Genomic DNA, 14,985 nt, shown 5'->3' on the forward strand with positions numbered 1-14,985 from the left:
GTTTTTAAATTTCTCTACCATTATATCAAAATTTGGCGTAAAAATCTGAATCGCTTTGTTGAGATGAAAAAGCTTTTTTCAACAAAAAAAACTTGAACGTTCAAGTTTTTAATGGTCAGTCATTATCGACTCAAATCAATGCGTTTGGAAAGTGTGATGATGATAAACATTCCAATGATTAAACTTGCAAACTCGCCCAATACAAGCGTTGGGTACATGACCCAAAATGGCGTTTTCACAAAAATCATCAACTCCAGTGCTATCGTAAACATGGATAAGGCAAAAAACACGCTAAACGCAATGAAGCGAACATTGAGCCAACCATTGAAATAGGTCATTTTTGAGAGTTTTTTGGTCAATAAAATTCCCAATGAAATGAAAATGAACGTGGATCCTCCACCAACAATAAAGTCAATAATCCCAAGATTTCCAGGCACTAAGACGTTTGAGATGGCACATCCTAATGTCACCGCCCATAAATAACGCTTATTGTAAAATGCAAGAAAATTAAACATTTCAGAAAGTCGAAATTGGACCGGGCCTACGGCTAAATTGACTGAGGCCATCAGGTAAGTGATGACAATGTATAACGCGCACACTACTGCTCCACGAACGAGCCCTTGGACTGAAAAGGCTTTGGTTTGAGACGAATTCATTTTTTCTCCTTTAGCGGCTAAACCGCGTGTAATATGCTCAGAAAAAGGTCAGAAGTTCTGAGGGTTGCTACCCATTTAGCAACGTTTTACATTATACCAGTTTTTCATCAAAATGAAAAGCTAGAAAAAATGAGACGTTTCAGATTTTTGTCAGTGCTGACAGAAATTTTTCGTGTGAGGTTTGGCACTTTGTCAGTGCTGACAGAAATTTTCATGTGAGATTTGGCACTTTGTCAGTGCTGACAGAAATTTTTCGTATCAGGTTTGGCACTTTGTCAGTGCTGACAGAAATTTTTCGTGTGAATTTTGGCACTTTGTCAGTGCTGACAGAAATTTTCACGTGAGATTTGGCACTTTGTCAGTGCTGACAGAAATTTTTCGTGTGAGATTTGGCACTTTGTCAGTGCTGACAGAAATTTTTCGTGTGAGGTTTGGCACTTTGTCAGTGCTGACAGAAATTTTTCATGTGAGATTTGGCACTTTGTCAGTGCTGACAGAAATTTTTCACGTGAATCTTGGCACTTTGTCAGTGCTGACAGAAATTTTCACGTGAGGTTTGGCATTTTGTCAGTGCTATTGGGCAGTCCAGCCGCCATCAATTGGGACAATTGCACCCGTCATGTAACTTGCTTTGGGACTGGCCAAAAAAAGCGTGAGTTCAGCGACTTCATCTGCTGTTGCCCAACGTTTTGCAGGCGTTTCGTTTGCAACCCACTTGGCCATTTGACCATCATTTTCAGTAAAATCGCGCGCATTCATCGGTGTATCAATCGCACCTGGTGCAATTCCAAGCACTTGAATGCCCGATTTAGCTTCGTCAATAGCAAGCTGCTTTGTCAGTCCGACAATGGCATGCTTACTTGCGGTATATGCAATGCCACCTCCGCCAGCCACAAGTCCTGCAATGGATGCCATATTGATAATGACACCCGATTTTTGAGCTTTCATTTTTGGCAAAAATTGCTGAATCAAATAAAACATGCTATAAAGATTGGTTTTTAACACGTGATCCCAAAGGACAGCAGACGTGTTTTCAAGCGTACAATACTGATCTAAAATTCCTGCGGTATTACACAAAATATCGATTGATCCGATGGATTTCGCAATTGATTCAACTTCTGTCAGTACTGACAGATCACACACAAAATCCGTTTCTGTGCCAGAATGCAGATCAACTCCAATGACATTTGCCCCCGCTTTTCTAAATGCCCGAATTTGTGCTTGTCCGATACCACTTGAACTTCCTGTGACGAGTACTTTTTTTCCAGCAAACGTCGTCATGGCGTAACCACAATCCAGTCTTCAGCCAAAACGTCACAGGCTGTAGGGGCCCACATCGAAAATTCCTTTGCTTCGCCTTTTACTGAAATCAAAAAATAAGGAGTGACAGAGAGATCCTCGATATGATCCAATATTTTTACATAATTTTCAGCTCCTGACCACCCTTTTGTTCGCACTGCTTTTTTTCCTGCTTTAAGTTCTGGTAATATTTCTTCAAACGTCATTTTTTCTCCTTATGACAAAAAGGGCAGTCGCCCCTTTTAAATTTTTAGCCAATGATTGCGCCATTTGGCACTTCTTTAGAAACTGTCAGTACTGCCAACTTTCCATCAAATTCTGCAGACAAAATCATTCCTTCACTGACATATTTTTTCATCATTTTACGCGGTTTTAAATTCGCTACGATTTGCAATTTCACTCCAACGAGCGCTTGTTCGTCTGGATAAAATGCAGCAATTCCCGATAAAATCGTCCGCAAGTTTTTATCCCCAGCATCGAGTTCAAATTTTAGAAGTTTATCTGATCCTTCCACACGACTGACCGAAACGACTTGTGCCACTCGAATCTCGACATGATCAAAAGTATCAAACGTAATTTCTTCTTTATGAAAGACAGGTTCTTTTTCTTCAGATTTTTTTCCTCCACCAAGCATTTCGTCATTAATGACAGAAATCTCAAGCTCACGATCCAAGCGTGGGAAAATCGGTTCCCCCTTTTTTGTAACAGGGTGTGAAAATTCATACCCAAACTTTAATTCCTCTAAGCTAAAATGTTGCTCTTTTAGTCCAAGTTGTGCAAAGATTTTTTCACTTGTCGCGTGCATAAATGGCTGCAAAAGACTGGCAACAATCCGCAAATTTTCAGCTAAATGATACAAAACATTATTCAATTGTGCATGATCTGCCACTTCTTTTGCCAAAATCCAAGGCGCAGTTTCATCAATGTATTTATTTGTGCGCGAAATAATCGTCCACACCTCAGACAAAGCAACTGAAAATTCAAATCGATCCATCGCAGCATGATAATTTTTGATTGACGTTGTCAAAACTTCAGAAAGTGACGCATCAAACGCCGTTGTTTCATTCGTTTTTTCAATGCGTCCGTCATTATATTTATTGACCATCGCAACCGTACGATTCAACAGATTTCCTAAATCATTTGCCAAATCAAAATTGATTCGATCAATATAAGATTCCGATGTGAAATTTCCATCATTGCCAAACGGCATCGCCCGCAAAATATAGTAACGATAAGGATCAAGACCATAACGTCCAACCAAATCTTCTGCATAAATTACATTTCCAAAAGATTTACTCATCTTACGTCCATTCACCTGATACCAGCCGTGTCCAAACACTTGTTTTGGAGGTTCCATCCCCAAAGCGTGCAAGAAAATCGGCCAATAAATTGTGTGAAAACGCAAAATATCTTTTCCGACCATATTGATTCCTGGCCAATATTTTTGATAATTTGAATCATCAGAAGATCCAAAACCAAGTGCTGTCACATAATTAAACAAAGCATCAAACCATACATACACAATATGTTTTGGATTTGATGGCACTTTGACCCCCCAAGTAAAACTTGTGCGCGTCAATGCTAAATCCTCGAGTCCTGGTTTGATAAACGTGTTAATCATCTCATTTTTACGAATTTCAGGTTGAATAAAATTAGGATGTTTTTCGTAATACTTCAACAACCAATCTGCATATTTCCCCATCCTAAAGAAATAAGTTTCTTCTTGAACACGTTCTACTTCATGACCTGATGGTGCCATTCCACCAATCATTGTGCCATTCTCATCACGATAAACTTCAGCCAATTGACTCTCAGTGAAAAATTCTTCATCTGAAACTGAATACCAGCCTTCATAAGTGCCAAGATAAATATCATCTTGTGCAAGCAACTGCTCAAACGTTTTTGCAATGGCCTGTTCATGATACGTATCCGTGGTCCGAATGAATTGATCATACGAAATATCCAATGTTTCCCAAAGCTTTTTCACTTCTTTTGCCATCGGATCCAGATACTCTTTTGGCGTCAACCCAAGTTCTTCTGCTTTTTTCTGGATTTTCATTCCATGTTCATCAAGCCCTGTCAAATAAAAAGTATCAAAGCCCATCAAACGCTTGTAACGCGCTAAAACATCGCACGCCACTGTCGTGTAAGTATTTCCGATATGCAATTTTCCAGAAGGATAATAAATCGGTGTCGTAATGTAAAAAGTTTTATTTTCAGTCAAATTTCTAACCTCCTTGGTCGAGCAAATGAAACTCGCCAGAATATTCTATTTTCATTATACCAAAAACATGAGAAAATCGGTATTTTCAGTTCATTTTTTATCATTTTTTACTCCATCACACCAAGAAATGTCGCACATTCCTTATGTTTTCTAATCTTTTAATGAATTCTTTAATTTTCCATCTCTAAAGCTAATTTTCTTTATGATATAATAGAGTGCATACAAATAAAAACGCCAAATTTTTTGATTTTCACACAAATCTAAGACGTATCGGCATTATAAAAAAGGATGTGACAATGACCTATCAACTCATTTCATGGAATATCGACTCACTTAATGCAGCACTGACTGGAACAAGTGAACGCGCTGCTTTATCACTCGCAGTGATAGATTCGATCATCAAGTGCTCACCAGACATTTTAGCCATCCAAGAAACAAAATTATCTGATGACCCAAAAAAACTAAACAAAATTTTAACCCTCCTTGGACAAAAATTTCCAGATTACGAATTAGTCCACCGCATGAGCACTCCTCCCGCCCGCAAAGGTTATGCTGGAACGATGATGCTTTACAAAAAAACATTGCAAACACCACTCATCTCTTATCCAGAAATCAATGCCCCAGAGCCGATGGATTGCGAGGGACGGATTATTACACTGGAATTTCCTGATTTTTTTGCCACAACTGTTTACACCCCCAATAGCCAAGGGCGTGAGAAACGCTTGAGTGCACGTGGCCAATGGGATGACGCTTATCGTAACTATTTAAAATCACTGGATGAGAAAAAACCAGTTCTTGCGTGCGGTGATTTCAATGCTGCTTATACGGAGATTGATCTTGCCAATCCAGCAGCAAATCACGAATCTCCAGGATTTTTCGATGAAGAGCGTGAGAAATTCGGTGACCTCTTAGCTGCTGGATTTACAGATTCTTTTCGCTATTTACACGGAAATGTAGAAAAAATGTTGGACGATGTCAGTATTTATACTTGGTTTGCACAGCGTGTCAAAACTGCAAAAGCGAATAATTCAGGCTGGCGTATTGATTATTGGCTCGTCTCAAACCGCGTAGCAAATGGCATCATAACCTCTCGTCCGATCAATACAGGCGAGAGAAAAGACCACGTCCCCATCTTACTTGAAATCGAATTGTAACACAATCACTACTAACTTCACGCGATTTCATGACATCTTGAACGTTGTCAGCACTGACAGAATTTTCTAAGTGACATTTTGCACGCTGTCAGCACTGACAGAATTTTTCCACGTGACATCTCGAACGTTGTCAGCACTGACAGAAATTTCTAAGTGACATCTTGCACGCTGTCAGCACTGACAGAAATTTTCCACGTGACATTTTGCACGCTGTCTGCACTGACAGAATTTTCCACGTGACATCTTGAACGTTGTCAGCACTGACAGAAATTTCTACGTGACATCTTGAACGCTGTCAGCACTGACAGAAATTTTCCACGTGACATCTTGAACGTTGTCTGCACTGATTGGATGCACTATAAAAACGAGAGATACGACGTCTCTCGTTTTTATTTTTTTCTTTGTCTCATTTTTCCTCTCAGAAACGAAAAAGAAAAATTAGAGCTGGGCATATACTGCCTCTTTAAAACCAATCGCAATCAGCTGATTGTCCTTGATTAAAAGCGGACGTTTGACCAACATTCCGTTTGATGCCAAAAGATGCGCTTGCTCTTTTAGGGATAACTCGGATAATCGGTCTTTCAGCCCCATCTCACGATAGACCAATCCACTCGTATTAAAAAATTGCTTGGGTAAAAAATTGCCCTCTTTAAACCATTTTTCAAATGTTTTCGCTTCTGGCGGATTTTCTTTGATGTCTATTTCCTGATACTTAACCTCTAAACGATTCAGCATCGCTTTTGCCTTTTGACACGTCGAACATTTTGGATATCCATAAAATTGATACATTTTTTCACTCTTTTCTAACTGACCCAAAAATCAGTACAGACCTCGCTTAAAAGCACTTGCATTTTATTGTACCATTTTATTTTGAATTTCAAAAGCCCATTCAAACCTCTTTTTTCTTTTCGTTTAAAAATAACAATTTTTTGTGATAAAATGGTAATATAATAATAATATAAGAAAAAGGAGACGACCTATGATTTGGTCATTAATTGTTGGCGCACTTATCGGAGCCATCGCTGGAGCAATCACAAAATATGGTGATTCAATGGGCTGTGTTACAAATATCATTGCTGGACTTTTAGGAGCTTGGGTCGGACAAGCGCTTTTTGGACACTGGGGTCCTTCCCTTGCAGGAATGGCATTAGTCCCCTCAATCATCGGAGCAGTGATTGTTGTTTTAGTCGCAAGTCTTATCTTTGGGAAAAATAAAAAATGAGCACTGCTCATTTTTTTATCGGAAAAATTCATGTTCATTCATCCGCCAATTGATCAACAATTTCAAGCACTTTCATCAAATCACGCGTGTTCAAAAGATGTGGTGCTCCCTTTTGTACCGCAGGTTTTGCACAAAACGCAATGCCTACTCCTGCAGCTTGAATCATCGGAAGATCATTCGCTCCATCTCCGAGTGCAATCACGTCTGACAACGTCAAATGATTCAGTTCAGCCCATTTTTTGATCGTATTTAACTTGAGTATTTTATCCACCACTGGCCCATCTGTTTTTCCTGTTAATTTTCCCGCTTTAACAGCTAAATGATTACAAAGCACATAATCAAGCGCAACTTCCTGAGCTAGTTTATCAACGATTTCATGAAACCCTCCTGAAACGACACCCACTTTCCACCCACGTTGATGTGCTGCTTTAATCAGGGCTTTAGCCCCGTTAGTGAAATGAACACGAGAATATACTTTTTCAAAAATATCATCGGGCAATCCTTCAAGCAAAGCCACACGATCACGCAACGCCGCTTTAAAATCGATCTCTCCTCGCATAGCAGCTGCCGTCACCCGCGCAATCTCATCTCCCACTCCCGCTTCATCTCCAAGCAGATCAATCACCTCTTCTTCAATCAATGTACTATCGACATCCATCACAAGAAGTTTCTTCGTTTGTTCATTCATTTCGTATTTTCCACTCTACTCACTTTTTCCTATGCTAACGTGTTCTCATCGCAGGATGGTATTTCCCCTTCATATCCAAAATTTTGATGCGTACAACAGCAACTTTTCCCATCCGAGCGGGATAAATATAATTTACAACGTCATCTTCTGTTTTTTCTGGCGCAAAATGTTGTGAAAGTTTTACCAATAACTCGCGTTTTTCTTTGTCATCTGTCACAACTTCAGCGATTCCTTGCACGCTGACTGACAAATAATCAGTAGTAAAATCTTTTCCCAGCACTTCTTCATGTGCCACCACAAAATAACTAACCGCAGGATTTGCAATTAAATTTTCCATTTTTTCGCCAACAGGAGCACCATGAAAAACAAGCGTTTCCTCGTCAATCAACACTGCATTCACTGCTGTTGCTCGAGGTTCTCCAGCTGGGCTAACTGTTGCGAGAACACCATAGCTAGATTCAAAAAGTACCCGAAGCGCTTCTTTTTTTGACGTTTGTAATTTTTTGCGACGCATTTCTTTAGCCATTTTTGCCCTCTTTATCGTTGAATCACACGAACACGAACGATATTTTCATTCGCTTTAAACTGATCAACAAGTGCATCAATTTTATCTGCATTCGATTCATCCAAATCAAGCAAAGTATAGGCAAATTCCCCTTGTCCACGATTGACGATATTCGCAATATTGATGGATTGTTCAGAAACTAATGCCGCAATATTTGCGACAACATTGGGCACATTTTTATTAATCAAAGTAATGCGATAAGGAGAATTTAGCTCTTGAACAACACGTGGAAAATTAACAGAATTAATGATTTCACCTGTCATCAAATAACGTTTGAGCGAATTTGCAGCCATTCGTGTACAATTCAGGCTGGCCTCAGCCGTTGATCCACCTAAATGAGGAGTTACAAAGATGGCATCTTGATGATAAAATTTTTCCGATCCAAAATCCGTTGCAAAATGTTGAATGGTGCCATTATTGATGTATTCTAACACCGCATCTTTATCCGTAATTTCATCGCGTGCAAAATTAAGGACAACCACTCCTTTTTTCATTTTTGCAAAATTTTCAGCCCCATACATCCCACGTGTCTCTTTGGTTAATGGAGTATGAATCGTAATGTAATCAGCCTGTTCAAAAATATCACTCAACTGAGTCACACGTTTAACATGAGAAGAAATTTCCCATGCCCGCTCAACAGCAATGTATGGATCGTAACCAATCACCTTCATTCCAAGCTTCTCAGCATCGTTAGCAACACGTGAACCGATATTTCCAAGCCCAATAATTCCAATCGTTTTTCCAGCAATTTCAGATCCAGAGAAAGCTTTCTTTCCTTTTTCAACGGCCAAATCAATCGCTTGATCACTTCCCAATTGCTCTGAGAGCCATTTGTTTGCTGGCTTTAAATTCCGAGACCCAAAAATCATCATTGCAAGCACCAACTCCTTGACCGCATTCGCATTGCCCCCAGGTGCATTGAAAACAACAATCCCTTGACTCGAGCATTGCTCAACTGGAATATTATTAAATCCAGCCCCAGCCCGTCCAATTGCAAGTAGATTTTCACTAAATTTATACGTGTGAAAATTTTGAGCCCGACACAAAAATGCGTGTGCTTTTTCTTCTGTCACTTGATCAATCGCAAATTGATCTCCAAGTTCTGAGAGTCCTTTTTGATCGATATTATTACCGATCGTCTTAATCTGATAAACCATAATTTCCTCTTTTTTCTATAATGCTGCAAAAATTAACTCAAACAGTCCGCCCAAACTTCCAATCCAAAAATAATAAAGCCATGAACGCGAGGGATTATCTTTTTTCAAAGTTGTTTTGATTGAAGCATAAAGTAGTGCAAAAACTAAATCTAGCCCCACAACGACAAGAATCCAAAAAATAACATTATTCATGTTTTGTATGTTCCTTTTCAAACGTCTTCATTAACTCAACCAACTCAAGCACGCCTTCATAAGGAAAAGCATTATAAATACTTGCACGCATCCCTCCCACAGAGCGATGTCCTTTAATGTTTTTGAATCCCTTTTCGTCCGCAAATGCAATAAACGCTTGATCAAAGGATTGATCTCCTGTCGTAAACGGCACATTACAAATTGAACGCTCTGCTTTATTTTTTACTGGACTTTGATAAAACTCACTCTGATCAATAAAATCGTATAAAAGCGCTGCTTTCTTTCGATTTTTAGCTTCCAGTGCTTTCACTCCGCCTTGCGCTTTGACCCAGTCAAAAACAAGTCCTGCCATATAAATTCCAAATGTCGGTGGCGTATTGTATAAAGAATCATTTTCTGAAAGGACCCGATAATCCAACATTGATGACAAGATTTCTTTTTTCGGTAAAAAATCTTCACGAATAATCACAACCGTCACTCCAGCAGGACCAATATTTTTTTGTGCCCCAGCATAAATTAAAGCAAATTTTGATACATCATAATCCACTGCCAAAATATCTGAACTCATGTCTCCTACAAGTGGAACGCCATGAGCATCTGGCAAATCATAAATCGCTGTTCCTTCAATCGTATTATTTAACGTGATATGAACATATGCAGCATCTGGATCGATCTCATTGATTTCATACGCACACTCATCGTGTGGATTTTCTTTTTTCCCTACTGCTTTAACCAACCGATCAAATTTTGTTTTTTCAGTTGATCCCAGAGAAATCGGTTCAAAATCAATGACTTTTGAGAGCTTTACGGCTTCTGTATAAGCTTTTTTTCCAAAACTTCCTGACTCAATATAATACGCTTTTTTACCCACTGCGAGATTCAGTGGAATCATGGTAAACTGTGTCGAAGCACCACCTTGTAAAAATAGTACTTTATAGTGATCTGGAATGGACATTAACTCACGCAATGTTGCTTCTGCTTTTGATAAGATTGATGAAAATTCACTGCCTCGATGTGTTAATTCCATAACGGACATGCCAGACCCTGCATAATCAAGTAATTCATCTTGCGCCTTTAACAAGACTTCTTTTGGCAAGACAGATGGCCCTGCTGCAAAATTATAAACCATTTTTTCTCCAATCTCATAAGATGTTATTTTTTGTATTATACCATAATTTTCTGACACTGACGACAATAAACTAAAAAAAAGCAAAAAAATGAACAGTAAAAAAGCCATTCATTTCTTTTAAAATTTTCTAAACCGCTCATAGCGCTGATTTTGCAACTCTTGAGGAGTCAATGCGTTCAACTCTACTAACGCTTTTTTTAGCGTGATGGAAAGTTGCTCAAACAGATTTTCCTCAGCAATGATTCCATCAATAACCTTCATTTCATACAGATGATCTGCAGTCATTTTCATCAATTCTGCCGCTTCGTCTCGCCGTTTTCCATCTTTCCATAAAATTGTCGCAAAGCCTTCTGGTGATAATACTGAATACACTGCATTTTCAAGCATATAAACTTTGTTTGCAACAGCAAGAGCTAATGCTCCACCAGACCCACCTTCTCCAAGAATCACTGCAATCACAGGAACTGTAAGATCTGACATTTCTAGCAAATTTCTTGCAATCGCTTCACCTTGCCCGCGTTCTTCTGCTTCGATACCAGGATAAGCCCCTGCAGTGTTGATAAATGTGAAAATTGGACGATGAAATTTTTCTGCTTGTTTCATTAAGCGAAGTGCCTTACGATAACCATTCGGACTTGGTTGACCAAAATTCGTTGCCAAATTTTCGGTTAAATTTCTCCCCTTTTGAATCCCGATGACACTCACTGCTTGATCATCAAATTTTGCAATTCCACCAACAATGGCCTGGTCATCAAGCAATTGACGATCCCCATGCAATTCAAAAAAATCAGTAAAACAATGTTCAATAATTTCACGCACAGAAACACGATCAATAGCGCGGGCTGCATTGATAATTTCTGCAATTTCTTTTCGATTTGTTTTTTTAGAAAGATTCAAATCAAACATGTATTTCTCCTTTCCCAAGATGCAGATCTAATAATCGAATCAACTGATCACGCAACTCTGTCCGTTTGACAATCGCATCGACAAAACCATGTTCAAGTAAAAATTCTGCCTTTTGAAACCCATCTGGTAAAGTTTGACGCACTGTTTCTTCAATCACGCGACGACCTGCAAAACCGATCAATGACTGAGGTTCAGCTAAAATAATATCGCCTAAACTTGCAAAAGAAGCCGTAACCCCACCTGTCGTGGGATCTGTTAAAACCGTAATGTAAAGTAATCCAGCATTTGAGTGGCGTTTAACCGCAGCAGATGTTTTTGCCATCTGCATTAAAGACATGATTCCCTCTTGCATCCGAGCTCCACCTGAGGCAGTAAAAATCACAACAGGGAGATGTTCTAGCGTTGCACGTTCAAATAAACGAGTGAGTTTTTCACCAACAACCGTCCCCATTGATGCCATTATAAAATTTGAATCCATAATTCCAAGCGCGAGTGAATGATCTCCCATGATCGCTTTTCCAGTCCAAACGGCTTCATCAAGTCCCGTTTTTGCTTTCACTTGTTCCAATTTATCTAAATAGCCTGGAAAATTCAATGGATTTTTCGTTTCAATCCCTGTGAACCACTCTTCAAAATCTGTTTCAGATTCTGTCAGTAATGACAGACGCTCTTGAGCTGAAATTCTAAAATTATAAGCACAGTGTGGGCAAATCTTAGCGGCCCCTAAATCTTTAACATAGATACTGTGTTTACATTTTGGACATTTTGCAAAAAGTTCATCGGGCACTTCAGGATTTGTTCGTGGATCCTGATTAAGTGAGCGATTGGGAGTAATTTTGATGTATTTTTTTTTCTGAAATAAAGGCATTTTATTCCTCTTTTATCGTTCTAATCTTCTTGTTTCAAATATTCGGGTAAAAAAACATTTCCCAAAAATCCCGTGTCATAATCTCCAGCAATGACTTGTGCGTTAGAGATTAATTCTAATTGGAAATCAATGTTTGTGGTTACACCTTCCAATTCAAATTCCATGAGTGCACGCTGCATTTTCATCAACGCTTCAAACCGGTTTTCTCCGTGTACAATGACTTTAGCCACCATCGAATCATAATAAGGAGGAATGCTATAACCACTATACATTGCAGAATCTACTCGTAATCCGACTCCTCCAGAAGGCAAAAAGAGTGTTGTAATTTTCCCAGGACTCGGTGCAAAATTAAACTTTGGATTTTCAGCATTGATTCGACATTCAATCGCATGCCCTCTAAAAACGATATCCTCTTGTTTTTTTGATAACGGTTCACCATAAGCAATCCGAATTTGCTCTTTGACAATGTCAACACCTGAGACAAATTCAGTAACAGGATGTTCCACTTGTACGCGCGTATTCATTTCCATGAAATAAAATTCGCCTGCTTTTTCATCCAAGAGAAATTCGATTGTCCCTGCATTTTCATAGTTTACTGCTTGCGCTGCTTTAACTGCAGCACTAGTGATTTTATGACGCAAAGTTTGTCCGATCGCTACTGATGGACTTTCTTCTAAAACTTTTTGGTTATTTCTTTGCAAAGAACAATCGCGTTCTCCCAAATGAATGACATGTCCATGCTGATCACCTAAAATTTGAACTTCAATGTGTCGTGCAGGATAAATCATGCGTTCAATAAACATTGCACCATTCCCAAAAGCAGCTTTCGCTTCTGCTGTGGCGGCATTAAAGGCTGGAACAAGTTCTTCACTCGAAGTTACTTTTCGAATCCCTTTTCCTCCTCCACCAGCAGAAGCTTTCAACATGACAGGATAGCCAATACGCTCAGCAATGCTCAAAGCTTCTTCAGCATTATATACTTCGCCCTCAGAGCCTGGTGTTACAGGAACTCCAGCTTTGCGCATGCGCGCACGCGCATTGATTTTATCTCCCATAGCATCCATAACCTCAGCTGATGGTCCAATAAATTTGATGTTCATTTCTTCGCAAAGTCGCGCGAATTTAGAGTTTTCACTCAAAAATCCAAATCCTGGATGAATTGCTTGTGCGTGCGTTGCCACAGCAGCTTCAAGAATATTATTCATATTTAAATAAGAGTCATTACTTCTTGCTGGCCCAATACAAATGGCCTCATCAGCCAAAGCCACATGAAGTGCGTCTTGATCTGCTTGGGAGTAAACTGCAACAGTTTCCACTCCTAACTCTCTTGCTGCACGAATAATTCGCACCGCAATTTCACCACGATTGGCAATTAATATTTTATTAAACATTTTTTCTCCTAAACTTTTTTACAAAGCACTTCAAAGCATTCCAAACACCACGCGAAAGTGACGTGAGCTACTTTTTTTCCTTTTCGAAAAAATTTTTCGTCGAAAGAATCTGAAAAATAGTATCACCGATGGCAATAAAAAGGCCAATCCCTAAACACAGCAGTTTTCCTGAGCTATCCTGTACGAAATTTTCAAGATGGAGCGCTGCCCAAATAAGCAAAAGTCCCAAAATAACAGCCAACACGCGCACGACAGTAGAAAAGATAAAAGCGGGTGCCTTTGTCCCTTTGGGAGTGATTACGATAGCTGCAAATAGGTTTCGCATCTCTTACGCTCCTAGTGCGAAAGTCAGCGTTCCTTTTGCTGCGATCTTTCCATCAACAGTCGCATTTGCTTCTACAACTGCAATTGATCCACGACGTTTAATAAATTTGGCGTGCAAAATAAGTTGATCTCCAGGAACGACTTGTTTTTTGTACTTGACATTGTCCATGCCAGCGTAAAAGACAAGTTTTCCTTTATTTTCAGGCTTAGAAAGTTCTAAAACACCTGCTGCTTGAGCCAAAGCTTCCATGATCAAAACGCCTGGCATCACAGGGTATTTTGGAAAATGTCCTTGGAAAAATTCTTCGTTTATGGTCACATTTTTGATGGCTGTAATTTCATCATCCGAAATGTCAATCACGCGATCCACAAGAAGCATGGGATAGCGATGAGGTAAAGCTTCCATGACTTTTGTGACATCTATATTTACTTCTGTCATTTCATAATGCCTTTCTATTTTTCAATAATTTTTTGAATGTTTTGCGGAATGTTTTCCCAAACGATGCTCTTATCAGAAGGATCGTTTTCATCTCCCAAAGTCCGCTCAATGATTGGAACCCCCGAATCACTTATCCCATAAGCGAAAGAGGTGTTAAAGCCGTAGGCATTCTTTCCAGAGATTGTCAGATTATAAATTGATTTGGTTGATGTGGCAAATGGATCATCCGTTATCCTTTTTCCTTCGTTTTCATGCGCGCTGAGATAATCTGTCAAAATTCTTGTGCTTTTTGCTGAGAGTGAATAATCTTTCAACTTTTTACCATTCACGCCTCCCGTCTCAACGTCAGTTTTGAGGGGAGAAATAAGCGCTAACGCACGAGAAAGACTATTGTCCGCCTTATCAGAGAAATAAACAGCGCTTGATCCTTGATCCATGAAGCCGAGATTGCTATTTTCGACGCCCAAAGTCGTTTTTGTTGGGAGTTCTGGAAATTTGACAAGATTGAGGTAGCTTTTTTGTGAAAGTTTCCCAATCTTCGTTACTTTTTCTAACGAATGCGTATCCCAATCCAGATAGAGCGACTGCTCATAAGAACGGCCTTGATAGTGAAAATCGGCAGGAATTGTCAAATCAGGATCTGGTTTGAAAAAATCATAACATACGTAAATTCCCCCTAAAACTACAAGTACTGCAAGCGGAACAAAAATCCAATGTTTTTTCATTTTCTATCCTCCTTTTACTTACATGGAAGAAGTGACAAATCCAATG

Annotated in this window: 19 protein-coding genes and 1 riboswitch; of the genes, 3 read left to right on the forward strand and 16 right to left on the reverse strand. The window is 39.3% G+C overall.

The features are described 5' to 3' along the window. Positions 1–122 precede the first annotated feature (122 nt). The gene (locus tag GHI93_RS07995; protein ID WP_153496528.1) at positions 123–656 is read right to left on the reverse strand and encodes a QueT transporter family protein; all 534 of its coding nucleotides are present in this window, start codon (positions 654–656) and stop codon (positions 123–125) included. Continuing rightward, positions 654–757, reverse strand: a riboswitch (PreQ1 riboswitch). (Overlaps the previous gene by 3 nt.) Before the next feature lie 239 nt (positions 758–996). Between GHI93_RS07995 and GHI93_RS08000 the strand changes: the two genes are divergently transcribed. Beyond that, entirely contained in the window at positions 997–1,209 is a 213-nt protein-coding gene (locus tag GHI93_RS08000; RefSeq protein ID WP_153496529.1) for a hypothetical protein, read from the forward strand. A gap of 20 nt (positions 1,210–1,229) precedes the next feature. On the opposite strand, the gene GHI93_RS08005 is transcribed toward GHI93_RS08000, so the two are convergent. From GHI93_RS08005 to metG, 3 genes are read right to left on the reverse strand one after another with little or no spacing between them, the layout of a single operon-like run. Further along, positions 1,230–1,937 carry a 3-oxoacyl-ACP reductase gene (locus GHI93_RS08005; RefSeq protein ID WP_153496530.1) on the reverse strand — a complete coding sequence of 236 codons (708 nt, stop codon included), beginning with the start codon at positions 1,935–1,937 and terminating at the stop codon, positions 1,230–1,232. Next, entirely contained in the window at positions 1,934–2,161 is a 228-nt protein-coding gene (locus GHI93_RS08010) for a DUF2829 domain-containing protein (protein WP_153496531.1), read from the reverse strand. Before GHI93_RS08010 ends, GHI93_RS08005 begins: the two co-directional genes overlap by 4 nt. Before the next feature lie 44 nt (positions 2,162–2,205). Then, a complete protein-coding gene (gene metG / locus GHI93_RS08015) occupies positions 2,206–4,179 on the reverse strand; it encodes a methionine--tRNA ligase (protein WP_153496532.1) in 1,974 nt (657 codons plus the stop codon). A gap of 296 nt (positions 4,180–4,475) precedes the next feature. Here metG and GHI93_RS08020 point away from each other — a divergent pair, with 296 nt between their 5' ends. Beyond that, complete coding sequence (locus GHI93_RS08020; protein ID WP_153496533.1) at positions 4,476–5,333, forward strand: exodeoxyribonuclease III; 858 nt, start codon at positions 4,476–4,478, stop codon at positions 5,331–5,333. Between the two features lie 438 nt (positions 5,334–5,771). On the opposite strand, the gene GHI93_RS08025 is transcribed toward GHI93_RS08020, so the two are convergent. Further along, on the reverse strand, positions 5,772–6,122 hold the full coding sequence (locus GHI93_RS08025) for an arsenate reductase family protein (protein WP_153496534.1): 351 nt from the start codon (positions 6,120–6,122) through the stop codon (positions 5,772–5,774). A 190-nt stretch (positions 6,123–6,312) separates the two neighbouring features. Here GHI93_RS08025 and GHI93_RS08030 point away from each other — a divergent pair, with 190 nt between their 5' ends. After that, complete coding sequence (locus tag GHI93_RS08030; RefSeq protein WP_153496535.1) at positions 6,313–6,555, forward strand: GlsB/YeaQ/YmgE family stress response membrane protein; 243 nt, start codon at positions 6,313–6,315, stop codon at positions 6,553–6,555. Between the two features lie 34 nt (positions 6,556–6,589). Here the strand turns inward: GHI93_RS08030 and serB are convergent, their stop codons facing one another. The 11 genes from serB to GHI93_RS08085 all read right to left on the reverse strand — a co-directional run bounded on the left by serB (position 6,590) and on the right by GHI93_RS08085 (position 14,939). After that, positions 6,590–7,243: a phosphoserine phosphatase SerB gene (serB, locus tag GHI93_RS08035; protein WP_153496536.1), complete on the reverse strand. Its 654-nt coding sequence runs from the start codon at positions 7,241–7,243 to the stop codon at positions 6,590–6,592. 34 nt (positions 7,244–7,277) lie between these two features. After that, positions 7,278–7,769: a pyridoxamine 5'-phosphate oxidase family protein gene (locus GHI93_RS08040; RefSeq protein WP_153496537.1), complete on the reverse strand. Its 492-nt coding sequence runs from the start codon at positions 7,767–7,769 to the stop codon at positions 7,278–7,280. Between the two features lie 11 nt (positions 7,770–7,780). Further along, a complete protein-coding gene (locus GHI93_RS08045) occupies positions 7,781–8,965 on the reverse strand; it encodes a 3-phosphoglycerate dehydrogenase family protein (protein ID WP_153496538.1) in 1,185 nt (394 codons plus the stop codon). A 15-nt stretch (positions 8,966–8,980) separates the two neighbouring features. After that, positions 8,981–9,157, reverse strand: a complete 177-nt coding sequence (locus GHI93_RS08050) for a hypothetical protein (RefSeq protein WP_153496539.1) — start codon at positions 9,155–9,157, stop codon at positions 8,981–8,983. Next, positions 9,150–10,286 carry a 3-phosphoserine/phosphohydroxythreonine transaminase gene (gene serC, locus GHI93_RS08055; protein WP_153496540.1) on the reverse strand — a complete coding sequence of 379 codons (1,137 nt, stop codon included), beginning with the start codon at positions 10,284–10,286 and terminating at the stop codon, positions 9,150–9,152. Before serC ends, GHI93_RS08050 begins: the two co-directional genes overlap by 8 nt. 117 nt (positions 10,287–10,403) lie before the next feature. Then, positions 10,404–11,192 carry an acetyl-CoA carboxylase carboxyl transferase subunit alpha gene (accA, locus tag GHI93_RS08060; protein ID WP_153496541.1) on the reverse strand — a complete coding sequence of 263 codons (789 nt, stop codon included), beginning with the start codon at positions 11,190–11,192 and terminating at the stop codon, positions 10,404–10,406. Beyond that, on the reverse strand, positions 11,185–12,060 hold the full coding sequence (gene accD, locus GHI93_RS08065) for an acetyl-CoA carboxylase, carboxyltransferase subunit beta (protein WP_153496542.1): 876 nt from the start codon (positions 12,058–12,060) through the stop codon (positions 11,185–11,187). Before accD ends, accA begins: the two co-directional genes overlap by 8 nt. Before the next feature lie 20 nt (positions 12,061–12,080). Beyond that, the gene (locus GHI93_RS08070; RefSeq protein ID WP_153496543.1) at positions 12,081–13,451 is read right to left on the reverse strand and encodes an acetyl-CoA carboxylase biotin carboxylase subunit; all 1,371 of its coding nucleotides are present in this window, start codon (positions 13,449–13,451) and stop codon (positions 12,081–12,083) included. 67 nt (positions 13,452–13,518) lie between these two features. Beyond that, positions 13,519–13,776, reverse strand: coding sequence for a hypothetical protein (locus GHI93_RS08075; protein WP_153496544.1), 258 nt, complete (start codon positions 13,774–13,776; stop codon positions 13,519–13,521). Between the two features lie 3 nt (positions 13,777–13,779). Then, positions 13,780–14,214: a 3-hydroxyacyl-ACP dehydratase FabZ gene (gene fabZ, locus GHI93_RS08080; protein ID WP_153496545.1), complete on the reverse strand. Its 435-nt coding sequence runs from the start codon at positions 14,212–14,214 to the stop codon at positions 13,780–13,782. Positions 14,215–14,228: 14 nt separating this feature from the next. After that, positions 14,229–14,939: a hypothetical protein gene (locus GHI93_RS08085; RefSeq protein WP_153496546.1), complete on the reverse strand. Its 711-nt coding sequence runs from the start codon at positions 14,937–14,939 to the stop codon at positions 14,229–14,231. Between the last annotated feature and the right edge of the window lie 46 nt (positions 14,940–14,985).

Origin of the sequence: Lactococcus hircilactis (genome assembly GCF_009601015.1) — a bacterium.
Taxonomy (GTDB): domain Bacteria; phylum Bacillota; class Bacilli; order Lactobacillales; family Streptococcaceae; genus Lactococcus; species Lactococcus hircilactis.